Genomic DNA, 23,992 nt, shown 5'->3' on the forward strand with positions numbered 1-23,992 from the left:
TCTATGAGAGGGCGCGGGCGGCGTTGATCAGCGGCACGTGGCTGAACGCCTGCGGGAAGTTGCCGACGAGCCGCGCGTAGCGCGGGTCGAACTCCTCCGCCAGCAGCCCCACGTCGTTGCGCAGCCCCAGCAGCCGCTCGAACAGGTCCTTGGCCTCCTCCTTGCGGCCCTGCATCGCCATCACCTCCACCAGCCAGAAGCTGCACGCCAGGAACGCGCCCTCGCCGCCGGGCAGCCCGTCGACGTCGTTGTCGGCGGCTATGGGGTAACGCAGCACGAACCCGTCGGACATGAGCTCCTTCTCGATGGCCGCGACGGTCCCCAGCATGCGGGGGTCGTCGGCGGGCAGGAACCCGACCATCGGCATCATCAGCAGCGAGGCGTCCAGCTCCGACGACCCGTACGACTGGGTGAAGGTGTTGCGCCGCTCGTCGAAGCCCTGCTCGCAGATCTCGGCGTGGACGACGTCGCGCAGCGTGCGCCACTTGTCGACCGGCCCGACGCGGCCGAACCGCTCCACGTACTTGACCCCGCGGTCCAGCGCCACCCAGCACATCACCTTGGAGTGGACGAAGTGCCGGCGCGGCCCGCGCACCTCCCACAGCCCCTCGTCGGGCTCGTCCCAGTGGTCCTCGACGTAGTCGAGCAGCTGCCGCTGGATGGTCCACGCCCGCTCGTCGGCGGACAGGCCGCGGGTGCGCGATTCGTACAGGCAGTTCATCACCTCGCCGTACACGTCGAGCTGCAGCTGCTTGACCGCCTCGTTGCCGATGCGCACGGGCCGGGAGTCCTCGTAGCCGTCGAGCCAGTCCAGCAGCAGCTCGGGCAGCCGCCGCTCGCCGGCGACGCCGTACATGATCTGCAGGTCCTGCGGCCGGCCCGCGATGGCGCGCAGCAGCCACGCGCGCCAGTCGGCGGCCTCCCCGAGGTAGCCGGAGCTGATCAGCGCGTCGAGCGTCATGGTCGCGTCGCGCAGCCAGCAGAAGCGGTAGTCCCAGTTGCGCACGCCGCCCAGGTCCTCGGGCAGGGACGTGGTGAGCGCGGCGACGATGCCGCCGGTGGGGGAGTAGGTGAGGCCCTTCAGCGTGATCAGCGACCGCACCACCGCGTCGCGGTACGGGCCCTCGTAGGTGCACCGGGACACCCACTCCTGCCACATGGCCTCGGTCTCGCGCAGCTGGGTCTCGGAGTCGATCAGCGGCGGCATCGGCTCGTGCGACGGGTGCCAGGTGAAGACGAACGGCAGCCGCTCGCCCTCCTTGACGGTGAACGTGGCCCGGTGCGCGTAGTCGCCGCCCTTGAGCTGCACGGGGCAGTGCAGCCACACCGAGTCGGGGCCGCCGATGGCCTGCAGGTGCCCGTTGTCGCGGCGCACCCACGGCACGATCCTGCCGTAGTCGAAGCGCACCCTGAGCTGGGCGGACATCTCCACGCTGCCGGAGACGCCCTCCACGATCCGCACGACGTCGGGGTTGCGGTCGCGGGGCGGCATGAAGTCGATCACGCGGACCGTGCCCGTCGGGGTGTCCCACTCGCTCTCCAGGATGAGCGTGTCGGGCCGGTAGCGACGCCGGGTGGCCGGCGGCCGGCCCGTGGGCCCGATCCACCAGTGCCCGTTGCGCTCGCTCCCGAGCAGCGCCGCGAAGCACGACGGGGAGTCGAACCTGGGCAGGCACAACCAGTCGATCGATCCGTCTCTGGCCACCAGTGCCCCGGACTGCATGTCTCCGATCAGGGCGTAATCCTCGATCCGCATGCCTTGACGCTACTCGGGTCCTGAGGGCCGCGTCATGGTCAGGTAAACGTCACTTCAACGGGAACCAGCGGGTGAAAAGCTGCGTCAACGGCCCGATGGCCAGCGCGAACACGAGCGTCCCCACGCCCACGGTCCCGCCCAGCAGCCATCCGGCCGCCAGCACGGTGACCTCGATGAGGAAGCGGCCGAGCCGTACCGACAGGCCGAGCCGCACCAGCCCGGTCATGATGCCGTCACGCGGCCCCGGCCCCATCCCCGCGCCGATGTAGAGCACGGTGGCCAGGGCGATGGCGGGCACGCCCAGCGCCAGGTACAGGGTCTGGAGGGCGAGGTGCGACGGGGTGGGCAGCACGAAGATCGCGGCGTCCGCGAACAGGCCGAGGAACAGCACGTTGCTGATGGTCCCGATGCCGGGCCGCTGCTTCAGCGGGATCCACAGCAGCATCACCAGCGCGCCGATCCCGATGATGACCGTCCCGATGGACAGCCCGATCCGTACGGCGAGGCCCTGGTGGAAGACGTCCCACGGGTCGTTGCCCAGCCCGGACTCCACCTGGAGGGCGATGCCGGTGCCGTACAGCGCGAGCCCGCCGTAGAGCCTGAGGAGGCGGGCGGGCAGGGAACTGATCCTGGAGGCGGTCGTTTCGCTCATGATGGCCCCAGAGTGGCATCATCCCGACTTGCCAAAACAGGGCCAATCACGAAAAGTGGCCTTATGAGGCACATGTCGGCGACCCAGGTGGCGCGGCTCGTCCAGGTCGGCCCGGCGGCGCGCCCGTACTACCGCGCGCTCGCCGACGGCCTGCGCGCCCTCATCATGGACGGCCAGATCCCGGTACGCGTCCGCATGCCCGCGGAACGCCACCTGGCCGAGACGCTGCGGGTCAGCCGCACCACGGTGACGGCCGCCTACGACCTGCTGCGCGAGCGCGGCTACCTGGACAGCCGCCAGGGTTCGGGCAGCTGGACCGCCCTGCCCGACCCGGCGACCACGGCCGACAACCCGTGGCTCGGCACCGACGGCGACGGCCTCCTGCAGATCCAGTGCGCCGCCCCGCCCGCGCCCTCGGCCCTGGACGAGGCGGTGCGGGAGGCGGTGGAGGACCTGCCCAGGTACGGCATGGGCAACGGCTACGACCCGATGGGCCTGCCGGTCCTGCGCGAGCGCGTCGCCGCCCGCTACACCGAGAGGGGCGTGGCCACCAGGCCGGAGCAGATCCTCGTCACGACCGGCTCCCAGCACGCGATCCAGCTCGTGCTCGGCCTGCTCGTCGGCGCGGGCGACCCGGTGCTCGTGGAGTCGCCGACGTACCCGCACGCCATCGACGCGGCCAGGCAGCGCGGCGCCCGCCTCGTGCCCGTCGGCGTCTCGCACGGGGGCTGGCAGGAGGACCTCGTCACCGGGGCGATGCGCCGGCCGGGGGCGCGGCTGGCGTACCTCATGCCGGACTTCCAGAACCCGACCGGGGCCCTCATGGAGGACGCCACCCGCGCCGCCGTCGTGGGCGAGGCCCGGCGGGCCGGCACGATCCTGCTGGTGGACGAGACCTGGTCGGAGCTGGCGCTGGACGAGGTGCCGCGGACGTCGCCGATGGCGGCGTTCGACACCGACAGCCGCGTGATCAGCATCGGCTCCGCCTCCAAGCTGTGGTGGGGCGGGCTGCGCATCGGCTGGGTGCGGGCGACGGCCGCGCTGGCGCGCCGGCTGGCGACGGCGCGCGCCGCCGTGGACATCGCCAGCCCGGTGCTGGAGCAGCTCGTGGTGGCGCGGCTGTTCGACCGGATGGAGGAGACGCGGGCCGAGCGCCGCCGCACGCTGCGCGCCTCGCGCGACGCGCTCGTGGCCGCGCTGGGCGAGCACCTGCCGGAGTGGACGTTCACCGTGCCGCGCGGCGGGGGCACGCTGTGGGTCCGCCTGGACGGCCCCGGCGCCACGCCGCTGGCGGAGGCGGCGGCCCACCACGGCGTACGCCTCGCGCCCGGCCCCTGGTTCGGGCTGGAGGGCACCCTGGAGAGCCACCTGCGCCTGCCCTACACGCAGCCGCCGCCGGTGATGGCGGACGTGGTCGCCCGCATCCGCGCCGCCCGCGACCACGGGCCGACCGGCGCCCGGCGCCCGTCCGAGTCGCTCATCCCGATGGTCTGAGCGGCAGCCCGACGGGCTGAGCTGCAGCGCGACGGCCCGAGCGGCGGCTTGATGGCAAGGGCGGCCGTCGTCACTCCTCGGCGCCCTTGGCCAGGGGAGCGCGCCACTTGCGGCGCATGGCCGCGACCCGCAGCCAGAACACCAGCAGCGCCGCCGCCAGCGTGGCCGGCCAGCCGTGCAGCCCGCCGGTCGACAGCCCCGCCATCACCCCCGACCCGAGCAGGGCCGGCACGGCGTAGAGCTGCCGGTCGTAGAGCAGGGTCGGGATCTCCCCGGCCAGCACGTCGCGCAGCATGCCGCCGCCCACGCCCGTCACCACCCCCAGCAGGGCGGCGTGCAGCGGGCTGAGGCCGTACTCCAGGGCCTTCTGCGTCCCCACCGCGCTGAACAGGCCGAGCCCCGCCGCGTCCAGCACCAGCAGGACCGGCATGACGCGGGCCACGTGCGGGTGCCAGAAGAAGACGATCACCGTGGCGGCCAGGGGGACCAGCACGTAGCCGAGGCTCTGGAAGGCGGCGGGCCGGACGTTGAGGATGAGGTCGCGCACGACGCCGCCGCCCAGGGCGGTCATCTCCGCCAGCACCGCCATCCCGACCACGTCGAGCCGCTTGCGCACCCCCATGAGCGCGCCGGTCAGCGCGAAGACGAAGATGCCGACGAGGTCGAGTATTTCCGTCATAGTGCAATGATCTACCGCAATGCGGGCTCAGGCTGGTGCTCGGACATCATCACGCGCAGCTGGCGGGTGAACATGAACAGCGCCAGGCCCGCCACGACCGCCATCGAGGCGAGCACGAGGTAGTACGCCGGTTCGGACAGCACCCGGCCGAGCCGCCCCGTCTGGCCGCCGATCGAGTCGCCCACCGCGAACGAGATGTACCAGACGCCCAGCAGTTGCCCCTTGAACGCCTCGGGCGCCAGCTTCGTCGTCACCGACAGCCCGACCGGGCTCAGCGACAGCTCGCCGAAGACCTGGACCAGGTAGACCAGCACCAGCCACCACACCGACACCCGGCCGGAGCCGGCCAGCGCGGCGGCGACCGCCATGACCACGAAGCTCAACCCCACGGTGACCAGGGCGAACGCGAACTTCTGCGGCGTGCTCACCCGCGTGCCGAGCTTCACCCACAGCGCCGCGAACACCGGCACGAAGATCATGATGAAGAGCGGGTTGAACGCCTGCGTCGTCGCGGGCGTGATGCCGATGCCGAAGAGGGAGAGGTCGGTGTGGTCCCTGGCGAAGAACAGCAGCTTGCTGGGCGCCAGATCGTAGATCATCCAGAAGATGGAGGCGGCCGCGAACAGCCAGATGTAGGCCTTCATCCGCACGCGCTCGTCGTCGGTGAGGTCGTGGCTGCCGAGCATGATGTAACAGAAGTAGCCCACGGTCACGAGCAGGATGACCACGGTGATCGCCATCGTGAGCCGGTCGATCGTGAGCGTGCCGCTCGCCGCCCAGCCGCCCAGCGCGACCGCCGTGGCGGCGGCCCCGAGCGCCAGCCGGCGGCCGAGCCCGTGGTGCTCCACGCGGGCGGGCGGGTCGCCGAGCCCCCGCAGGCGGCGGCTGCCCCGTACGTACTGGGTCAGGCCGATCGCCATCCCGATGGCGGCGGCGCCGAACCCCAGGTGCCAGCGCCCGCCGGCGGCCAGCCAGCCGACCACGATGGGCGCGAAGAAGGCCCCCAGGTTGATGCTCATGTAGAAGAGGGAGAAGCCGGAGTCCCTGCGCCCGTCGTCCCCCTTGGGATAGAGCCTGCCGACCATGACCGAGATGTTCGGTTTCAGCAGGCCGGTGCCGCTGATGATGAGCAGCAGCCCGAGCCACACGAAGGCCGGCGACGGCACGGGCACGGCCATGCTGACGTGCCCGAGCAGGATGAGGAACCCGCCCCAGAACACCGACCTGCGCGCCCCCAGCACGCGGTCCGCGATCCACCCGCCGGGCAGCGCCACCAGGTAGATCAGCGCGCCGTAGACGCCCACGACGGCCTGTGAGGTCTCGTCCGACAGGCCGAGGCCCTGCTGGGCCGGCGACGCCGCCATGAACGTGGCGAGGATCGCCCGCAACCCGTACCAGCTGAACCTCTCCCACATCTCGGTGGAGAACAGCGTGGCCAGGGCCCATGGATGCCCGAAGAACGTTTTGTCCCTCATTCGTCCCCCTTGTACGAATTAGCACGATTACTTTACGTGATCGTCGCAGGTCCTTCCCACTGCTCTTGCCCCCTTCCTGCTGATGTGGTGCGATCGCGTAAGTGAACACTGACTGAAGGCGGGTGCCATGGACCAAGTCCTCGACGTCCGGGCCGAGATCGAGCGGGAGATCGCCGGCCGTACCGTCTGCGAGCAGCTCAGGCGCACTGCCGAGCGCCATCCGGATGCGCCCGCCTACTCCGACCCCGACGGGGACGGCTGGGCCACGCTGACCTACGCCCAGGCGCGCCGCAGGGTCCTGGAGATCGCCGCCGGGTTCGCCGCGCTGGGGCTGGAGCCGGGCGAGGCGGTCGCGCTGATGATGGTCAACCGCAGCGAGCACGTGCTCGCCGACCTCGGCGCGGTGCACGCGGGCGGCGTCGGCTGCACGATCTACTCGACGTTCGCCCCCGACCAGATCGCGTTCGTCGCCGGGGACGTCGGCGCCCGCCTCGCGGTGCTGGGCGGCCCCGCCGAGCTGGCCCGCTGGCAGCCCGTGCTCGACCGGCTCGACGGCTTACGCACGATCATCATGCTGGAGGGGGCGCCCGCCGGCGAGCGGTTCATGGCCTGGGAGGACTTCCTGGAGCTCGGCCGCGCCCGCCTGGCCGACGACCCGGGCCAGGTCGAGGCCCGCGCGAGCGCCGTGCGCCCCGGCGACACGGTGACCGTCCTCTACACCTCCGGCACCACCGGCGCACCCAAGGGCGTGCCCCTCACCCACACCAACGTCTTCTTCGAGGTCGCCGGCAGCGACCGCGTCGCACGTCTGCCCGAGCTCGGCGACCAGGTCTCCTACCTCACCTACGCCCACATCGCCGAGCGGGTCCTCAGCATGTACATCCCCCTCGTGAAGGCGTCCCACGTGCACTTCTGCACCGACCTGGCCGCCCTCGGCACGGTGCTGGGGCAGGTGCGGCCCGTGATGTTCTTCGGCGTCCCCCGCGTCTGGGAGAAGATCATGGCCCGGCTGCTCGCCGCGCTGGCCGGCCAGCCGGCCGAGCAGCAGGCGGCCGTGCGCCAGGCCATGGAGGCCGGCGCCGCGTACGTGGAGGCGGGCCAGTACGGCCGCACGGTCACCCCCGAGATCCAGGCCGCGTACGACCGCGCCGACTCCTCCCTGCTCGCGCTCATCCGCGGCATGATCGGCTTGGACCGCGCCGAGTGGACCGCCACCGGCGCCGCGCCCCTGGCCGCCGAGGTGCAGCACTTCTACGCCGGCCTCGGCCTCAAGGTCATCGACGTGTACGGCATGACCGAGACGACCGGCGCGTTCACCGGCAACGGCCCCACCTGCTACCGCCTCGGCACGGTCGGCAGGGCCGAGCCCGGCGTCGAGGTCCGCATCGCCGAGGACGGCGAGATCCTCACCCGCAGCCCCCTCAACACCCGCGGCTACCTCAACCGCCCCGAGGCCACCGCCGAGCTCATCGACGCCGACGGCTGGCTGCACACCGGCGACATCGGCACCCTCGACGAGGACGGCTTCTGCCGGGTGATCGACCGCAAGAAGGAGCTCATCATCACCTCGGGCGGCGAGAACATCTCCCCGGCCGAGATCGAGAACCACCTCAAGCAGCACGCCCTCATCGGCCAGGCCCTCGCCTACGGCGACGACCGGCCGCACCCGGTCGCCGTGCTCACCCTGGACGGGGAAGTGGCGCCGGGCTGGGCGCGGGCGCGCGGCATCGGCTTCGCCTCGCTCGCCGAGCTGGCCGAGCATCCGGAGGTGCTCAAGGAGGTGGCGGCCGCCGTCGAGGCCGCCAACGCCAAGCTGGCCAGGGTGCAGCAGGTCAAGCGGTGGGCGCTGCTCGGCACCGAGTGGACCGCCGAGACCGAGGAGCTCACCCCGAGCCTGAAGCTCAAGAGGCGGGTCATCCACGCCAAGTACGCCGACGTCATCGAGGGCCTCTACACCGGTCCGCCCCGATAGCGCCTCCGGCGGGTCCGCTCGCAGCGGATTTTGCCATTCATGGCGTGTGTCGAGGGTTTGGCCATGACCGGGCGGTTCCTACCGTCTTGATCATGACTAGAAGCCTTCTTCTCGTCCCGCTCGCGGCGGGGGTGCTCACGGTGCCCGCGCCCCCGCCCGAGACCGAGCTCGCCATCAGCTCCATCACGGTGCGTCCGGCGGAGCCCGTCGTGGGTCCGCACGACTCCGTCCGGCTGGTGATCGACGTGATCGCCAGAGGGGCGCGAGACAGGAACGGCGTCACCGTCAAGGTCGAGCCCGGCAAGCCGCCGGGGCCCGTACTGGCCGACAAGCAACCGTCCCCGGAGACCGGCCCGAGCGCGGATCCCGACGGGCCGCCCGAGCCCTCGCCCGCCGGCGAGACCCCACCGGCCGACGGCGTGGAGGCCAGGCCCGTGGCGCCCGCGCCCTTCGCGGACACGCATCCCGCGGGACCCGACGGGACCGGGCAGCCCGCCCCGGCGGCGGCGCCCGCCCCGCGCCCGGTGTGGACCGCCGCGAAACCGCTGTCGACGGCCCGCATGGGCGACGGCTGGGAGACCTGGCGCTTCCTGCCCGACAAGCAGCTGACCCGCTACTACCCGGCCGGCACCTGGACCATCACCGCCACCGCCAGGGGGACCGGCGGCGCGAAGATCACCGAATACGCGTCGTTCCAGTTCAGGCGCGACACCAAGCTCTCGTCGGTGCGCGCGGAGCGGGGCCGGAACTCCGGTGCGGTACGCCTGCGCGGCCAGCTGCGGCGGGTGGACCCGCGCGGCTACGGCGACTACGGGCCGTTCGCCAGGCAGCCGCTGGAGATCCTCTGGCGTCCCGACGAGTCCTCCCGGTGGACCGAGGTGGGAAGGACGACGACCGACGCCTCGGGGACCTTCATGACCACGGTCACGGGCCGTACGGGCGGCCTCTGGCGGGTCCGTTATCCAGGAACAGGACACTACGCATCAGACACCTCCAAGCCGCAACAAATTACGCAATAGCCGAAATATGTCACTTGGTGTGGCCTTAAACCGTCGTTGCCGAATCGTGATCGGCTTTACCGCAACTTTTCCATAGCCTTACCCGTCATTGGCGTTGACGTGCCCCGACTCGGGGCCGTCATTTCAAGACGGGGAAGGACATTCGATTTGAAGATGCGACGCCTCGCCGCCGGCCTGGCGGCTGCCGCCCTGGGTGCGACGATGGTGGCCACCGCCGCCTCGCCGGCGCTCGCGGACCCGGGCCTCGACCCGGACCTCAGGGGCTACACCACCATGCAGTTCGACGCGAACCCGGAGCCCGCACGGCGTGGCCGGCCCATCACCCTCGAGGGCAAGCTGTCGGTGCAGTGTGACGAGGACTACATCAGTGGTTTCGTCTCCGTGCACCACGCCGACTACTGCAAGGGCAAGGAGCGCTGGCACCGTCTGGCCTGGAAGCGGATCGTGATCCTGTTCCAGCCCGACGGCAGCGGCCGCTGGGAGCACGTGGACACGATCAGGACCTCCGGCAAGGGCTACTTCTCGACGAGGGTGCCCGCCCGTACGTCCGGCACGTTCCGCGCCGTCTTCGAGGGCGCCCGCTGGCTCTCTCCCGCGGAGAACAAGGACTGGGTGCGGGTCGTCGGCCACCACCGCCACTGACCCCGCCAGGCAGATGCCCGTCGGACGCCCGGCCGCGCGAGCGGCCGGGCGTCCGACGTCTTCACCCGGCTTCACCGCGGGTCGTCGCTCACCGCCGAGACGGCGACCTGGACCCGGTGATGGGCGGGCCGCTCCACCTCGTCCACCACCGCCACCGCCAGGTCGGCGAACGACAGCGCCGGCTCCAGGTCCGGCACCCGCCCGCCGCCGATCCGGTAACGGCCGGTCCGCGCGGCCTCCTCGTCGAGGAAGACGGGCGGCGGCGCGAGCACCACCCAGTCCAGCCCCGACTTCTCGAACACCGCCAGCTCCGCCGCGTGCCCCAGCGAGAACGCGCGGGCCTCGGCGGGGAAGTCCGGCGTGTCCACGAGCCGGACCCCGGGCGAGACCTCCAGCAGGCTCCCGATCCCCACCGCCACCAGTCGCGTCACCCCCGCCCGCGCCAGCCCGCCGGCCAGCGCCTCGGCCGCGGCCCGGTAGAACTCCTCCGACGGCACGTCCATCCGCGCCGCCGCCTGGACGGCCGCGTCGTGCCCCGCCGCCGTCCGCGCCACGTCGCCGAGGTCCGTGACGTCCCCGGCGACCACCCGCACCCCCGGCGCACCGGCCGGCGCCGGATGTCTCGCCGGATCGCGCACCACGGCCGTCACCTCGTGCCCCCGGCCGGCCGCCTCCGCGACCACGCGCCTCCCGGCCCGGCCGCCGGCGCCGTACACCACGATCCTGCTCACGTCCGCTCACACCCTCTCGGCCCGGCCGGGCTGTCCGGCCGCTCGCGCCGACCGTAAGGGGCGAGGCATCGCTTTCCGCAACGAAAGTTACCTAGGATGTCGGGATGGCCGAGCCGCTCGATCCGGACATGTTCCTCGGATGCCCGCCGGTCGCCGCGCCGATCCGCGTGGGCGACAAGTGGACCGCGAAGATCATCCGCTGCCTGGAGTCCGCCCCGCGCCGCTTCACCGAGCTCCAGGCGACCCTCCGCGGCATCACCCCGAAGGTGCTCACCGAGTCGCTGCGCTCCATGGAGCGCGACGGGCTGCTCACCCGCACCGCGTACGACGAGATCCCGCCGCGGGTCGACTACCGGCTGACCGAGCTCGGCCGCAGCCTCATCGAGCCCATGAACGCAGGCTGCGAGTGGTCCAGGCGGCACCTGGCCGAGCTGATGCGGGCCAGAGACTCCTGGTACGAGAGCACATCGGGGATTCCGGGACGTTCCGGCGTGGAATCGATCTAGGCAGCGACGTGTTGTCGTGCGATGAGGGCGGTTTTGAGCGCTGTCGGACCGGCATCGTAGTCTGGCCCTCTGGCCGAGCGAACAGGAGGTGACGCCCCATGTTGCGAGACTCGTTCGGACGGGTGGCGACAGATCTGCGGGTGTCACTGACGGACAAGTGCAACCTGCGCTGCACCTATTGCATGCCACCCGAGGGCCTCGACTGGCTGCCCAACGCCCAGCTCCTCACCGCCGACGAGATCGTCCGCCTCGTGACCATCGGCGTCGAACGCCTGGGCATCACCGAGGTCCGCTACACCGGCGGCGAGCCGCTCATCAGGCGTGAGCTGGCCGACATCGTGGCCCGCACCACCGCCCTGCGCCCCAAACCGCAGGTCTCGCTGACCACCAACGGCATCGGGCTGGCACGGCTCGCCGGAGCGCTGGCCGAGGCCGGGCTCGACCGGGTCAACGTCTCGCTCGACACGCTCGACCCCGACACGTTCAAGCGGCTGGCCCACCGCGACAGGCACGCCGACGTCGTCGCCGGGCTCGCCGCCGCCGCCGAGGCCGGCCTGCGGCCCGTCAAGGTCAACGCCGTCCTCATGCGGGGCTTCAACGACCACGAGGCCGTGCCGCTGCTGCGGTGGTGCCTCGACCAGGGCTACGAGCTGCGCTTCATCGAGCAGATGCCGCTCGACGCCCAGCACGGCTGGACCCGCGAGGGCATGGTCACGGCCGACGAGATCCTGGAGCGGCTGTCGACGGCGTTCGACCTCACGCCCGACGACCCGAAGGCGCGCGGCAGCGCCCCGGCCGAGCGCTTCCTCGTCGACGGCGGCCCGGCCCGGGTGGGCGTGATCGGGTCGGTGACGCGGCCGTTCTGCGGCTCCTGCGACCGCGTCCGGCTCACCGCCGACGGGCAGGTGCGCAACTGCCTGTTCGCGACGGAGGAGTCCGACCTCAAGACGGCCATGCGCGACGGGGCGTCCGACGAGGAGCTGGCGGAGCGCTGGAAGGCCGCCGTGGCGCGCAAGCGCGCCGGGCACGGCATCGACGACCCGTCCTTCCTCCAGCCGTCCCGCCCGATGTCCGCCATCGGCGGGTAGCGGCACGTGCGCGAGATGGACCTCGCGGAAGGCGCCGGTGACGGCGGAGACGATGACGCGACGAGCCTGGCCGAGCCGTCGCATGACGCTGGCGCGATGGGCGCGGCCGAGGCGGCGTCGGGCGCCGCGAGCGTAGCGGAGGCGGCGTCGGGCGCGGTGGGCAAGGCCGAGATGGCGTTCGACGCGGTGATCCTCGCCGGGGGGCGGGCGCGGCGGCTGGGCGGGGCCGACAAGCCCGGCCTGACCGTGGGCGGCAGGTCCCTGGTCGAGCACGTGGTGGCCGCCGTCGCGGGCGCCCGGACGACCGTCGTGGTGGGCCCGGAGCGGGAGATCCCCGGAGTGGTGTTCGTCCGGGAGGACCCGCCGGGCGGCGGCCCCGTCCCGGCCCTGACGGCCGGGCTGGAGCAGGTCACCGCACCGTGGGTGGTGCTGCTCGCCGGCGACCTGCCCTTCATGATGCCCGGCCACGTGAAGGCCCTGCTGGCCGCCGCATCCGGAACACCGGACCAGGCACCCCGGACCGTCCCATCCGCGTCGGCCCGTGGCGTCGGGATACCGGAGGAGACCCGCACCGGCCCGTCCAGGTCGGCTCGTGGCGCCGGAACGCCGGAGCAGATCCGCACCGGGGCATCCGCGCCTCCCCGCGGCGCCGGGACGCCGGAGCAGACCCGCACCGGGCCACCCAGGTCAGCCCCTGGCGCCAGGACACCAGATACCGAGCCACATAGCCCTCCCGGCGGCGCTCGGACTTCCGAGCCGGCCCTCGCCACTGGGACGCCTGGGATAGGTGAAGTGTCTGGGACTTCTGGGGCGACCGGTGGGGTGGTGATGGTTGACGACGGCGGGCGGGAGCAGTGGCTGGCCGGAGCCTGGCCGACGGGCCCGCTCAAGGAGGCCCTCGCCGCCTACGCGGGCCGCTCGCTCAAGGGCCTGCTGGGCCCGCTGGTCGCCGTGCGGCTGTCGCTGCCCGGCCGGCCCTGGTTCGACTGCGACACAATGGACGATCTGGAGGAGGCTCGTATGCACGTACTCAACGAATGGACCGCCCTGGCCTGCGAGGAGCTGGGCATCGACCCGGCCCGCGTGGACCGCGACAAGATCCTCGACCTCACCAAGGAGGTGGCCCACGGCGTGGCCCGCCCGGCCGCGCCCCTGACGGCGTACCTGCTCGGCCTGGCCCAGGGCGCGGGCACCGCGTCCGACGACGCGGTCGAAAAACTGATCACACTGGCGAAGAACTGGGGACAGGCCACGTCCGAGACGCTGACGGACAGCTGACACTCGAACGAACTCTTGAAGTCAAGCTCCCCCCCGCCTGAAGATTTCCTGTGAATAACGAGGCGGGAGGGAGTGTAAACGATTTCGGGAAAGCGGTCCTATCGGACTGCTCCGCGCCAGGCTAGATCAATAGGCTCGTCAGAAAAGGGGCGACGCCGGGTGGTTACGGGGGCAAACCACCCGGCGTCGCGTCATCGGCGTTCCGACGGGGGCCCGGAACGCCGGCACCAGCACTCCGACGGGGGACCGGAGCGCTTGGCTAAAGCGTACACCTACAACCCATGGGATGCGTCAAGACTTAGTCACGACCCGATCTCGCGTCGATGCAGCGGTATCTCGGTTTGGTTAGCTTCGGGCGACTGAAAGGTAGGGGGAGGGGAGCCCTTGCCCCTCTCATTGGCCCCGATTACCGCTATGTATGGCAAAAACACGGCGCCCGCGATGAAGAGCAGCCGGTACGGCCACGGCACCGGCACCACGACGGCCAAGATCAGGCAGAGCGTGCGGATGCCCATCTTGATGAGGTAGCTGATCTCGCGCCGGTGGATGTCGGACGTCAGCGACGGCTCGGCGTCCGTGACCTGGTGGACCACTTGTCTCTTACGCCACCCCTTCATAATTTCCACGGTAGCCCCAGTGCCGGTCGCTGGCGACAGGGGCCCGGCGCCGGGACGGGCGACCGTGCGACCATGGCCTTCGAGCAGGGAGGATGTGGAGATGACGGATCGTACGTACCGGGTGACCGAGATCGTGGGCACGTCGGGGGAGAGCGTCGATGAGGCCATTCGCAACGGCATCAGCCGGGCCGCCCAGACGCTGCGCCACCTCGACTGGTTCGAGGTGACGCAGATCCGCGGCTATCTGGAGGCGGGGGAGGTCGCGCACTTCCAGGTCGGCATGAAGGTCGGCTTCCGCCTCGAGGACGCCTGACGCCTGTCCTCGCGCCCGCACGGCACCCGTGACGGCTCCCGAGACGTCCTTGCGACGCCGACCGGCCGTACTCTGTCGCGGGGGCGCGGAGGAGCGTCCATAAAGCGGCCAGACGCCGACCCAGCGGCCGGCACAGGCAGGGCGGTCGGCTCACGCGCGCAGCCGGCACATACAGGGCGGCCAGTACACGCGGGGCGGTCGGCACACGCGGGGCGGCCAGCAGAGGCAGGTGGCCAGCAGAAGAGGGCGGTCGGCAGGCGCAGGGTGCTTGGCAGGCGCGGGGCGGTCGGCCGAGGCAGGCCATCGGCGGCGCCGTACGGCCGGAGGGCCCCGGACGGCGGCTCAGCAGCCGTACGGCGCTGTAGCGCGCTGGGGGACCCCGGAGTCTCTATGGCGGCCCGTTCCGGCGGCGTAGCGGGCCGCCAGCCCTCCGCGAAGGGCCCGCCCCCACGCCTGGGCCGCACACGGCATCACGGGCGTGAGGCGCGCCGAGCCGCGAACGGGCCGCCGGGCCACGAAGGGGTCGTAAAGCCGCGAAGAGGCCGTCCAGCCGCGATAGAGCCGCTGGGCCCTGAAGCGAGCGCCGGGCCCGCGATGGGGGCGCCGGGCCGCGAAAAGGGCGCGGAGCCGCGATAGAGCCGTGCCGGGCCGCGAAAGGGCCCGGCACGGCAGGGTCAGCTGGCCTGGCTGACCGTGGACATGTTGAAGTCCGGCACGCGCACCGCCGGCATGGCGGTCCGCTGGAAGTAGTCGCTCCACTCCCGCGGCAGCGTGCGCTCCCCGGCCCCCACCTCCGTCACCCGCCCGAGCAGGTCCACCGGGCTCTCGTTGAACCGGAAGTTGTTGACCTCCCCCACGACCTCCCCGTGCTCCACGAGGTACACCCCGTCACGCGTCAGCCCGGTCACGAGCAGCGTCTGCGGGTCGACCTCGCGGATGTACCACAGGCACGTGACGAGCAGGCCGCGCCGCGTCGAGGCGATCATGTCGTCGAGCGAGCCGCCGCCGGCGGGCCCCGACATGATGAGGTTGTCGATCCCGGGCGTCACCGTCAGCCCGCTGAGCTGCGCCGAGTAGCGGGTCTGCAGCAGCGCGTCCAGGGTGCCGTCCTTGATCCAGTCGGTCGGCCCCAGCGGCAGTCCGTTGTCGAAGACGGAGCTCTGCCTGCCGGAGGCGTGTGCGATGACGAACGGCGCGCACGCGACGCCCGCCGCGCCCGGGTCGCTCGACAGGGTGACCGGCAGTGTCGCCAGCCGCTCGCCCACGCGCGTGCCCCCGCCCGGCTTCGAGAAGACCGAGCGCCCGTCGAGCGCGTCCCGCGCCCCCGACGACCAGTACAGGTAGATCATCAGGTCGGCCACCGCGCTCGGGGGCAGCAGCGTCTCGTAGCGCCCCGCCGGCAGGTCGACCCTGGTCTTGGCCCACTCCAGCCGCCGCGCCAGCGAGGAGTCGAGCGCCGCGACGTCGACGTCGGCGAAGTCGCGGGTCGACACGCCGGTCCACGCCGAGCGCTTCAGGTCGGCCGACTTGGCGTTGAGCTCCAGCCGCCCGGACGGCTGGTCGTGGCGCAGCCGCAGGCCCGCCGACGTGCCGAGGAACGTCGAGGTCAGCGAGTGCTCGGCGAACCCGTACAGCTTCCTGCCGCCCGCCTCGGCCGCCGCGAACGCGTCGCCGAGCGCCGGCGCGAACCTCTCGAACACCCCGATGTCGGTCGGCTCGACGGCGTCGCCCCAGTGCGGCGACTCCGGCACGCCCTCCACGAGCGGCCGGGCGTCCTCGGCGGGCCGGGCGTCCCGCGCGGCGGCGTCGGCGGCCGCCACCACGTCCGCGAGCTGCTCATCGCGTACGGCGGAGCGCGACACCACCCCGACGCCCTCGCCCGCGATCGAGATCACGGTCAGCCGCGCGGACCGCGCCACGCCGTTGGTGGTGAGCGTGTTGCCCGCGAAACGCAGGTTGGCCGTGGACTCCTCGTCCACGAGCACCACGCAGCCGTCGTTCGCCGAGAGCTCCAGGGCCTTCTCGACCATTTCCTGAGGAGTGGCCTGGACCGCCGTTCCGTGCCTGCCGGTCCGCTCGCCGCGCTCGCTCACTTGCCGCCCTCCTGAACGGTGTTGAGGATCCGCACACCCCTGAACAGCGCCGAGGGGCAGCCGTGGCTGACCGGGGCGACCTGCCCCGGCTGGCCCTTGCCGCAGTTGAAGGCGCCGCCGAGCACGTACGTCTCAGGCCCGCCCACCGCCTCCATCGACTGCCAGAAGTCCGTCGTGGTCGCCTGGTAGGCGAAGTCGCGCAGCTGACCGGCCAGCCGCCCGTGAGAGATCTTGTACGCCCGCTGCCCCGTGAACTGGAAATTGTAGCGTTGCATGTCGATCGACCAGCTCTTGTCGCCGACGATGTAGATGCCCCGCTCCACCCCCGCGATCAGCTCGTCGGTGGACGGGCCGCCCGGCGCGGGCGCCAGCGACACGTTCGCCATGCGCTGGATCGGCATGTGGCCGGGCGAGTCGGCGAACGCGCACCCGTTGGAGCGCCCCAGCCCCTTCAGCAGCGCCATCCGCCGGTCGAGCTGGTAGCCCACCAGGACGCCGTCCTTGACGATGTCGAAGCTCTGCCCCTGCACGCCCTCGTCGTCGTAGCCGATCGTGGACAGCCCGTGCGTGACCGTCCTGTCACCGGTCACGTTCATCACCGGCGAGCCGTAGACCAGCTCGCCGAGCTGGTCGAAGGTGGCGAAGCTGGTGCCGGCGTACGCGGCCTCGTAGCCGAGCGCCCGGTCCAGCTCGGTGGCGTGGCCGATCGACTCGTGGATCGTCAGCCACAGGTTGGACGGGTCGACGACGAGGTCGTAGTCGCCCGCCTCCACCGAGGGCGCCGCCAGCTTCTCCGCCAGCAGCTCCGGCAGGGCGGCCAGCTCGGCCTGCCAGTCCCAGCCCGTGCCCGTCAGGTATTCGTAGCCGCGCCCGACCGGCGGGGCGAGCGTCGACATGTCGTCGAAGCCGCTCTCGTGCGCCTTCATCGCGTTGAGCGCGGGATGCACCCGCACCCGCTGCTGCGTCGTCACCGTGCCGGCCGTGTCGGCGTAGAACTTCTGCTCCTTGACCTGCAGCAGCCGCGCCGACACGTGGTCGGCGCCCTTCAGCAGCCCGGCCGACCAGTCGGCCAGCAGGGTCACCTTGTCGGCCGAGGGCACGTCGAACGGGTCGACGTCGTACGACGACACCCACACGACCTCGGAGTGGACCGGCTCGGGGGCCAGCTCGATGGGCTCCCTGTTGATCGGGGCGCTCACCTCCGCCACCCGCACCGCCTGCTCGGCCACCGTGGCGGCGGCCTGCGGCGTCAGGTGGATGCCCGCGGCGAACCCCCACGTGCCGCCCTTGACGACGCGCACGGCGTAGCCCAGGTCGTCGGCGTCCATGGCGCCTTCGAGCCTGGCGTCGTACAGACTGAGTGTCTCGGCCCTGACGCGTTCGAGCCGGAAGTCGGCGTGCTCGGCGCCGAGGTCGCGAGCGCGCTGCAGGGCGGCGTCCGCTAGCTGCCGTAGCGGCAGGTCCAGGAAGTCGGGATCGATCTGGCGCATGTCCACGATCCTAACCCTGTGATCTTGTCTCACCCGGACAACCGGATACCGGCCGGTAGGAGATAGCGTCTGATGCCATGGCACGCTCTGTACTCGTCACCGGGGGCAATCGCGGCATAGGCCTCGCGATCGCCCGTGAACTCGCCGCGGCCGGCGACGCCGTCGCGGTCACCTACCGATCGGGGGAGCCCCCCGAGGGCCTGTTCGGCGTGCGCTGCGACGTCACCAGCACGGCCGACGTCGAGGCAGCCTTCGACAAGGTCGAGGCGGAGCAGGGCCCGGTCGAGGTCCTCGTCTCCAACGCCGGCATCACCAAGGACACCTTGCTGGCGATGATGAAGGAGGAGACCTTCACCGACGTCATCGACGCCAACCTCACGGGCGCCTACCGCGTGGCCAAGCGGGCCATCCGCCCGATGATGAAGCTCAAGCGCGGCCGGATCGTCCTCATCTCCTCCGTGGTCGGCCTGTCCGGCCAGGCCGGCCAGGCCAACTACGCCGCCTCCAAGGCCGGGCTCGTCGGCTTCGCCCGCTCCCTGGCCCGCGAGTACGGCTCGCGCAACATCACGGTCAACGTGGTCTCGCCCGGCTTCGTCGCCACCGACATGACGGCCGAGCTCGACCAGGACTCGATCGTCTCCCGCATCCCCCTCGGGCGGCAGGCGGCGCCCGAGGAGGTGGCACGCGTCGTCCGCTTCCTGACGAGCGACGACGCCTCCTACATCACCGGGGCCGTGATCCCGGTCGACGGCGGACTCGGAATGGGGCACTGACATGGGCATTCTCGAAGGCAAGCGGATCCTCGTGACCGGCGTGCTCACCGACGCCTCGATCGCGTTCGCGGTGGCCAAGCTGGCGCAGGAGGAGGGCGCCACGGTGGTGCTCACCGGCTTCGGCCGGCTGAGCCTGGTGGAGCGCATCGCCAAGCGCCTGCCCGAGCCGGCGCCGGTGCTGGAGCTCGACGTCCAGAGCAACGAGCACCTCGACACCCTCGCCGCGCGCGTCGGCGAGCACGTCGACGGCCTCGACGGGGTCATCCACTCCATCGGCTTCGCCCCGCAGACCGCGATGGGCGGCAACTTCCTCAACACCACGTGGGAGGACGTCGCCACCGCCCTGCAGGTCTCGACGTACTCGTTCAAGTCCCTGGCGGTGGCCTGCCTGCCCCTCATGAAGGAGGGCGGGGCGGTCGTCGGGCTCGACTTCGACGCCTCCAAGGCGTGGCCCGTCTACGACTGGATGGGCGTCGCCAAGGCCGGCCTGGAGTCGTGCAGCCGCTACCTCGCCCGCGACCTGGGCCCGCACAACATCCGCGTCAACCTGGTGGCGGCCGGGCCGCTGCGCACGATGGCGGCCAAGTCGATCCCGGGCTTCAAGGAGTTCGAGGACAGCTGGCCGGACAAGGCGCCGCTGGGCTGGGACCTGTCCGACACGCTGCCGGCGGCCAAGGCCTGCGTGGCCCTGCTGTCCGACTGGTTCCCGGCCACGACGGGCGAGATCGTCCACGTGGACGGCGGCGTCCACGCCATCGGCGCCTGACGCCGCTGCCGGGCCGTCGCCTGACTGCGAGCGGCCCGGTGGGACGGCTCGTACGCCGGGCTGTCGCCTGATCGCGGGCGGCCGGTTGGGACGGCCTCGCGCACGGGGCTGTCGCCTGGCCGCGGCGGTCGGTGGGGTGGCCTCGCGCACCCGCGGGCGGCGCGCGAGACCGCCCCCAGAGCCCGCCCACCGGCCGACCGTAGCCGATGGCACGACGAGCCGATCTCCGCCGCGCCCCGCTGACGAGCCGTGGCGCTGTGAGCCCGGTTGTTCCGCGCGCCGCCTTCGGGTGCCACGCCGGTGCGACGTGACGTGTCGGGCCGTTTTTCCGGCATCTCTTCTGTGCGCCACCCAGTGCCACCTGGCGCGGTGGGGCGCTTCTCTGCGCGCTGCACCGGCGCGGCCTGGTGCGGCGGTGTGCTCGGCGCAACGGGCGACGCTCAGCCAGGCGACACGCGCCCCGGCCACACGCCCCGGCCACACGCCCCGGCCACACGCCCCGGCCACACGCCCCGGCCACGCGACACGGCCACGCGACACGGCCACGCGACACGCGGCGGGGCGTCCACCGTGCGGGCGCGGCCGCCGAGCGGCCCGGGGTGGGCCGTGCTCGCGGTCGCCGGGTCAGGCCAGGCGGTGGCGGCCGTTGGCGGCGCGGCCCGGCTCGAAGGGGATCGACTCGGCCGGTTCCGCGCGCTGCCGGCGCTGCTGGACGATCCGGGTGGCCAGCACCGCCGACCCCAGCAAGGCGATCGTCAGCACCGTCCCCAGCACGTCGGAGGCGGGCGGGGTGGGGCGTACCACCCGCTGCTCCTGCATCGGCACCGTCAGCTCGTGCTGGAACGGGTTGGGCCACAGCAGGTCGACCCGGGGCTCGTCCGTGTCGACCGTGTTCTCCTTGGTGACCGGCCGGTCGTTGTCCATGCTCTGCGGGCGGTGCGGAGGCGGCGTCGGCGCCGCCGTCGTCGGGAAGGTCTCCACCCCCCACTCACGCAGCCGTGACGTGCGGCCGGGCGACGGCGTGGGCGTCGGTGTGGGCGACACGCTCTCCGCGTCGTCGCCCCGGTCGCGGCAGGACAGCACCGGCAGGCACACGTTGTCGAGGGTCTTCTGCAGCGCCGACGGCGAGGGATCGGCAGGGGAGGGGGTGGAAGGGGTGGAGGAGGAGCGGGGCGGCTTGGTGGAGGGCGACGCCTTCGTGGTCGGCACCACCTCCCCGACCCGGCCGAGCACCTCGTCGGTGGTCTTGTCGAGCCCGTCCGTCACCTTGTCGGTGGTGCCGCCCGTCACGGTGTCGATGGTGCCGGTGAGGGTGTTCACCACGTCGCAGAGCGTGTTGGTCACGCCCGAGAGCACGCCTCCGCCACGTGTGCAGTCCTGCGAGGCGGCGGCTGCGGCGGGCGCCGCGACCGGGACGGCCGCCAGCGCCACCGCGAGAACTCCGGCCGAGACCGCGGTCCTGCTCAACATCCGTCCCCTCCTGATCGCTTACAGGGGAAATCTTTATGGACATCGCACAGGAGACGCAGGCGTTTGGCGGGTAAAGTTGCGATTCGGTATCGACTAGTGATACGCGAGGGAGACTCTCGTTCCTCGGGCGAGGGGTCAGTCGAGTGACGACACGTCATCGAGGGCCTCTCGGATCTCTCTGGGCAGCACCACGTCCTCGGCCGGCAGGGCCCCGGTGAGCTGCGCGTGCGTACGGGCCCCGACGATGGCCGAGGCGACCCCCGGCTGGTCGCGTACCCAGGACAGGGCGACGGCCAGCGGCGACACGCCGAGCCCGTCGGCGGCGGTCATGACCGACTCGACGACCCGGCGGCTGCGCTCGTCGAGGTAGGGCCGGACGAAGTCGGCGAAGTGCGGGGTGGCGGCCCGGGAGTCGGCGGGGACGCCGGTGCGGTATTTGCCGGTGAGCACCCCGCGGCCCAGCGGCGACCAGGCCAGCACGCCGACGCCCAGGTGGGCGGCGGCGGGCAGCAGCTCGCGCTCCGGCTCGCGGGCCAGCAGGGAGTATTCGACCTGCGCCGAGGTGATCGGGATGCGGCCGGGGATGGTCTTCTGGGTGACCGCGGCGGCGGCCAGCTGCCAGCCGGTGTAGTCGCACACGCCCGCGTAGACGGCGCGCCCGGAGGAGACGATCGCGTCGAGCGCGGCCAGGGTCTCCTCCAAGGGGACCTCGGCGTCGTACGTGTGCAGCTGCCACAGGTCGACGTAGTCGACACCGAGCCGGCTGAGCGACTCGTCGACCGCGGCGATGAGGTGGCGCCTGGAGGCGTCGCGCGGCCGGCGGCCGGACGGGGTCACCACGGCCTTGGTGGAGATCACCAGCTCGGAGCGCGGCACCGAGTCGCGCAGCATCCGCCCCAGCAGCCGCTCGGAGTCGCCGCCGGTGTAGACGTCGGCCGTGTCGACGAGGTTGCCCCCCGCGTCCAGGAACGTGCGGAGCTGGGCCGCCGCCTCGTCACCGTCGGTGTCGCGGCCCCAGGTCATCGTGCCGAGCCCCAGCCGGGACACCGACAGGCCGCTGTGGCCGACATAGCGCTGCTCCATGATCCCGCCAGGTTACCGTCCGGGTGGATGAAACGTTGTGATCGACGCCTGCGACACTTGCCAGGTGACCACGCTGCTTTTGGCCCGACACGGGCTGACGGACCTCACCGGCCCGGTGCTGGCCGGACGGACGCCGGGGGTGCATCTGAGCGAGGCGGGCCGGGCGCAGGCGACGGCCCTGGCCGCCCGCGTCGCGGGCGTCAGGCTCGACGCCATCGTCTCAAGCCCGCTCGAACGCTGCAGGGAAACGGCCCAGGCCGTCGCCGAGGGCCGGGAGATGGAGGTACGCGTCGACGACCGGTTCATCGAGTGCGGCTACGGCGGCTGGACCGGGCGGCCGCTGAAGGAGCTCGCCAAGGAGCCGCTGTGGCAGGTGGTGCAGGCGCACCCCAGCGCGGCGACATTTCCGGAAGGTGAGTCTCTGTCCGACATGCAGCATCGAGCCGTGGCGGCGGTCAGGGAGTGGAATCACCGCCTGGGGGAGAAGGCTGTCTACCTGGTTTGCAGCCACGGCGACGTGATCAAGTCGATCGTCGCGGACGCTCTGGGGCTCCACCTCGACCAGTTTCAGCGCATAACCGCAGATCCGGCGGCTGTCACCGTCATTCGCTATGCCCCCTTGCGCCCCTTTGTTCGCAGGCTTAACGATATGGGGGAATTGAAGCTGGACGAGGATTCGGAGGAGAAAGACGGGGGAGAAAACATCACCGGGAGCGATGCCGCCGTCGGCGGCGGACCCGGAACCACGTAAGGTCAGGCTATGCCGGTCTTCGACTACGACCCACCAGAGAGGTTCGTCGCCGGCGCCCTGGGGCAGCCGGGCGCGCGGGTCTTTTTTCTGCAGGCCAGGGCCGAGGGCAGACTGACCACGGTGGCGCTGGAGAAACTGCAGGTCGCGGCGCTCGCGGGCAGGCTCGACGAGCTGCTCGACGAGGTGCTGCGGCTCAGCGGGGGAGCCGCGCACGTCCCCGCGATGGCCCCCGCCGACCTGACCGACGACGCCCCTCTCGACACCCCGGTCGCGGAGGATTTCCGCGTGGGCACGATGGCGCTGGCCTGGGACGCGGAGACGTCCCAGGTGGTGATCGAGGCCCAGGAGGTCGTCGACGAGGACGACGCGGAGATCCCCGACCCGGCGGTGCTGCGCGTGCGCATCAGCGCGGGCGCCGCCCGCGCCTTCACCCGGCGCGCCCTGCAGATCGTCGCGGCGGGCCGGCCGCCGTGTCCCCTGTGCGGGCAGCCGCTCGACGCCACCGGGCACGTCTGCGTGCGTCTCAACGGATATCGCGGGGGTGAGGCGGCTTCATGACCGCTCCGGAGAGCGAACCGGCCATCAAGCCGCCCCCACGACCCCCGTCCATGCACGACGAAGAGGCTCTCCCGCTGCTGCGCGACGGCCGCCTGGAGGTGGCGGGGCGGCTGGTCGAGGCCACCAACATGACGCTCTACTGCTCGGTCAAGCTGGGCTCGCGCACGGCCGCCTGCGTCTACAAGCCGGTGCGGGGCGAGCGCCCGCTGTGGGACTTCCCCGACGGCACCCTCGCCGCCCGCGAGGTGGCCGCGTTCGAGGTGTCGCAGGCCACCGGCTGGAGCATCGTGCCGCCCACGGTCTACCGCGAGGGCCCCTTCGGGCCGGGCATGGTCCAGCTGTGGATCGACACCGAGCGCGAGATCGACCTCACGCGCCTGGTCAAGAGCCGCAACCCGCTCGTACGCCGGATGGCGGTCTTCGACGCGGTGATCAACAACTCCGACCGCAAGGGCGGGCACCTGCTGCCGCTGCCCACGGGTCACGTCTACGGGGTCGACCACGGCGTCAGCTTCTCGGTCGAGGACAAACTGCGCACCGTGCTCTGGCAGTGGCGCGGCAAGCCCCTCGCCCGCGAGGCCGTGGTCGTGCTGGCCAAGCTGGAGCGCGACATCGAGTCGGGCTCGCTCGGGCGCAGGCTGCGCGAGCTGCTGACGCTGGAGGAGGTCGAGGCCACCTGGCAGCGGGTCAGGCGGCTGCTCGACACCGGCGTGCACCCGTACCCGTCGGAGGGGTGGCCCGCCATTCCCTGGCCCCCGATCTAAGCGATCCATGCCGGTTTATTAA

The 23,992-nt window shown here is 72.0% G+C and carries 23 protein-coding genes and 1 pseudogene; 14 read left to right on the plus strand and 10 right to left on the minus strand.

All coding sequences use genetic code 11. The annotated features are described in order from the left end of the window. Position 1: 1 nt before the first annotated feature. The gene (locus FH608_RS12380; protein WP_139630602.1) at positions 2-1,756 is read right to left on the minus strand and encodes a glycoside hydrolase family 15 protein; all 1,755 of its coding nucleotides are present in this window, start codon (positions 1,754-1,756) and stop codon (positions 2-4) included. Positions 1,757-1,805: 49 nt separating this feature from the next. Next, complete coding sequence (yczE, locus tag FH608_RS12385; RefSeq protein ID WP_139630603.1) at positions 1,806-2,408, minus strand: membrane protein YczE; 603 nt, start codon at positions 2,406-2,408, stop codon at positions 1,806-1,808. Positions 2,409-2,471: 63 nt separating this feature from the next. Between yczE and yczR the strand changes: the two genes are divergently transcribed. Further along, a complete protein-coding gene (gene yczR / locus FH608_RS12390) occupies positions 2,472-3,902 on the plus strand; it encodes a MocR-like transcription factor YczR (RefSeq protein WP_139630604.1) in 1,431 nt (476 codons plus the stop codon). 70 nt (positions 3,903-3,972) lie between these two features. Here the strand turns inward: yczR and FH608_RS12395 are convergent, their stop codons facing one another. Both FH608_RS12395 and FH608_RS12400 read right to left on the minus strand, forming a co-directional pair. Continuing rightward, on the minus strand, positions 3,973-4,581 hold the full coding sequence (locus FH608_RS12395; RefSeq protein ID WP_139630605.1) for a trimeric intracellular cation channel family protein: 609 nt from the start codon (positions 4,579-4,581) through the stop codon (positions 3,973-3,975). 11 nt (positions 4,582-4,592) lie between these two features. Beyond that, positions 4,593-6,056 carry a peptide MFS transporter gene (locus FH608_RS12400; RefSeq protein WP_139630606.1) on the minus strand — a complete coding sequence of 488 codons (1,464 nt, stop codon included), beginning with the start codon at positions 6,054-6,056 and terminating at the stop codon, positions 4,593-4,595. 127 nt (positions 6,057-6,183) lie between these two features. Between FH608_RS12400 and FH608_RS12405 the strand changes: the two genes are divergently transcribed. From FH608_RS12405 to FH608_RS12415, 3 genes are all read left to right on the plus strand, one after another. Then, complete coding sequence (locus FH608_RS12405; protein ID WP_139630607.1) at positions 6,184-8,028, plus strand: AMP-dependent synthetase/ligase; 1,845 nt, start codon at positions 6,184-6,186, stop codon at positions 8,026-8,028. Between the two features lie 92 nt (positions 8,029-8,120). Continuing rightward, positions 8,121-9,047, plus strand: a complete 927-nt coding sequence (locus FH608_RS12410) for a hypothetical protein (RefSeq protein ID WP_139630608.1) — start codon at positions 8,121-8,123, stop codon at positions 9,045-9,047. A 147-nt stretch (positions 9,048-9,194) separates the two neighbouring features. Beyond that, positions 9,195-9,689: a hypothetical protein gene (locus tag FH608_RS12415; protein ID WP_139630609.1), complete on the plus strand. Its 495-nt coding sequence runs from the start codon at positions 9,195-9,197 to the stop codon at positions 9,687-9,689. Positions 9,690-9,760: 71 nt separating this feature from the next. Here the strand turns inward: FH608_RS12415 and FH608_RS12420 are convergent, their stop codons facing one another. After that, positions 9,761-10,420: an NAD(P)-dependent oxidoreductase gene (locus FH608_RS12420; RefSeq protein ID WP_193318373.1), complete on the minus strand. Its 660-nt coding sequence runs from the start codon at positions 10,418-10,420 to the stop codon at positions 9,761-9,763. Between the two features lie 104 nt (positions 10,421-10,524). Here FH608_RS12420 and FH608_RS12425 point away from each other — a divergent pair, with 104 nt between their 5' ends. The 4 genes and pseudogenes from FH608_RS12425 (at position 10,525) to FH608_RS54340 (ending at position 13,292) form a co-directional block, all read left to right on the plus strand. Beyond that, positions 10,525-10,926: a winged helix-turn-helix transcriptional regulator gene (locus tag FH608_RS12425; protein ID WP_226899380.1), complete on the plus strand. Its 402-nt coding sequence runs from the start codon at positions 10,525-10,527 to the stop codon at positions 10,924-10,926. A gap of 98 nt (positions 10,927-11,024) precedes the next feature. After that, entirely contained in the window at positions 11,025-12,014 is a 990-nt protein-coding gene (gene moaA, locus FH608_RS12430; protein ID WP_139630610.1) for a GTP 3',8-cyclase MoaA, read from the plus strand. Between the two features lie 171 nt (positions 12,015-12,185). Further along, a pseudogene (mobA, locus tag FH608_RS54335) lies at positions 12,186-12,527 on the plus strand (molybdenum cofactor guanylyltransferase); the annotation flags it as partial. Positions 12,528-13,034: 507 nt separating this feature from the next. Next, positions 13,035-13,292, plus strand: a complete 258-nt coding sequence (locus FH608_RS54340) for a DUF6457 domain-containing protein (protein WP_226899498.1) — start codon at positions 13,035-13,037, stop codon at positions 13,290-13,292. Between the two features lie 302 nt (positions 13,293-13,594). On the opposite strand, the gene FH608_RS12440 is transcribed toward FH608_RS54340, so the two are convergent. Next, entirely contained in the window at positions 13,595-13,909 is a 315-nt protein-coding gene (locus tag FH608_RS12440; protein ID WP_139630611.1) for a DUF3099 domain-containing protein, read from the minus strand. A gap of 100 nt (positions 13,910-14,009) precedes the next feature. On the opposite strand from FH608_RS12440, the gene FH608_RS12445 reads away from it, so the two are divergent. Further along, entirely contained in the window at positions 14,010-14,222 is a 213-nt protein-coding gene (locus FH608_RS12445) for a dodecin (RefSeq protein ID WP_139630612.1), read from the plus strand. Positions 14,223-14,896: 674 nt separating this feature from the next. On the opposite strand, the gene FH608_RS12450 is transcribed toward FH608_RS12445, so the two are convergent. Further along, complete coding sequence (locus FH608_RS12450) at positions 14,897-16,252, minus strand: metallopeptidase TldD-related protein (protein ID WP_139630966.1); 1,356 nt, start codon at positions 16,250-16,252, stop codon at positions 14,897-14,899. Positions 16,253-16,311: 59 nt separating this feature from the next. Further along, a complete protein-coding gene (locus FH608_RS12455; protein WP_139630614.1) occupies positions 16,312-17,805 on the minus strand; it encodes a TldD/PmbA family protein in 1,494 nt (497 codons plus the stop codon). A 77-nt stretch (positions 17,806-17,882) separates the two neighbouring features. Between FH608_RS12455 and FH608_RS12460 the strand changes: the two genes are divergently transcribed. Together FH608_RS12460 and fabI are read left to right on the plus strand one after the other, a co-directional pair. Continuing rightward, positions 17,883-18,578: a beta-ketoacyl-ACP reductase gene (locus FH608_RS12460; RefSeq protein WP_139630615.1), complete on the plus strand. Its 696-nt coding sequence runs from the start codon at positions 17,883-17,885 to the stop codon at positions 18,576-18,578. Between the two features lies 1 nt (position 18,579). Beyond that, positions 18,580-19,344 (plus strand): enoyl-ACP reductase FabI, encoded by a 765-nt coding sequence (gene fabI / locus FH608_RS12465; protein ID WP_139630616.1) that lies wholly within the window; start codon positions 18,580-18,582, stop codon positions 19,342-19,344. A 624-nt stretch (positions 19,345-19,968) separates the two neighbouring features. Here fabI and FH608_RS12470 read toward each other — a convergent pair. Both FH608_RS12470 and FH608_RS12475 read right to left on the minus strand, forming a co-directional pair. Continuing rightward, positions 19,969-20,814, minus strand: coding sequence for a hypothetical protein (locus FH608_RS12470; RefSeq protein ID WP_139630617.1), 846 nt, complete (start codon positions 20,812-20,814; stop codon positions 19,969-19,971). 135 nt (positions 20,815-20,949) lie between these two features. Continuing rightward, the gene (locus FH608_RS12475) at positions 20,950-21,897 is read right to left on the minus strand and encodes an aldo/keto reductase (protein WP_139630618.1); all 948 of its coding nucleotides are present in this window, start codon (positions 21,895-21,897) and stop codon (positions 20,950-20,952) included. A 64-nt stretch (positions 21,898-21,961) separates the two neighbouring features. Between FH608_RS12475 and FH608_RS12480 the strand changes: the two genes are divergently transcribed. Genes FH608_RS12480 through FH608_RS12490 form a run of 3 tightly spaced genes read left to right on the plus strand, consistent with a single transcriptional unit; the run spans position 21,962 to position 23,970 of the window. Continuing rightward, positions 21,962-22,648 carry a histidine phosphatase family protein gene (locus tag FH608_RS12480; protein ID WP_139630619.1) on the plus strand — a complete coding sequence of 229 codons (687 nt, stop codon included), beginning with the start codon at positions 21,962-21,964 and terminating at the stop codon, positions 22,646-22,648. Positions 22,649-22,657: 9 nt separating this feature from the next. Then, the gene (locus FH608_RS12485; protein ID WP_139630620.1) at positions 22,658-23,206 is read left to right on the plus strand and encodes a DUF3090 domain-containing protein; all 549 of its coding nucleotides are present in this window, start codon (positions 22,658-22,660) and stop codon (positions 23,204-23,206) included. Next, positions 23,203-23,970, plus strand: a complete 768-nt coding sequence (locus tag FH608_RS12490; RefSeq protein WP_139630622.1) for an SCO1664 family protein — start codon at positions 23,203-23,205, stop codon at positions 23,968-23,970. Before FH608_RS12485 ends, FH608_RS12490 begins: the two co-directional genes overlap by 4 nt. The last annotated feature ends 22 nt before the right edge of the window (positions 23,971-23,992 follow it).

The sequence above is a fragment of the Nonomuraea phyllanthi genome (assembly GCF_006334985.2).
In the GTDB taxonomy this organism is placed as follows: Bacteria; Actinomycetota; Actinomycetes; order Streptosporangiales; family Streptosporangiaceae; genus Nonomuraea; species Nonomuraea phyllanthi.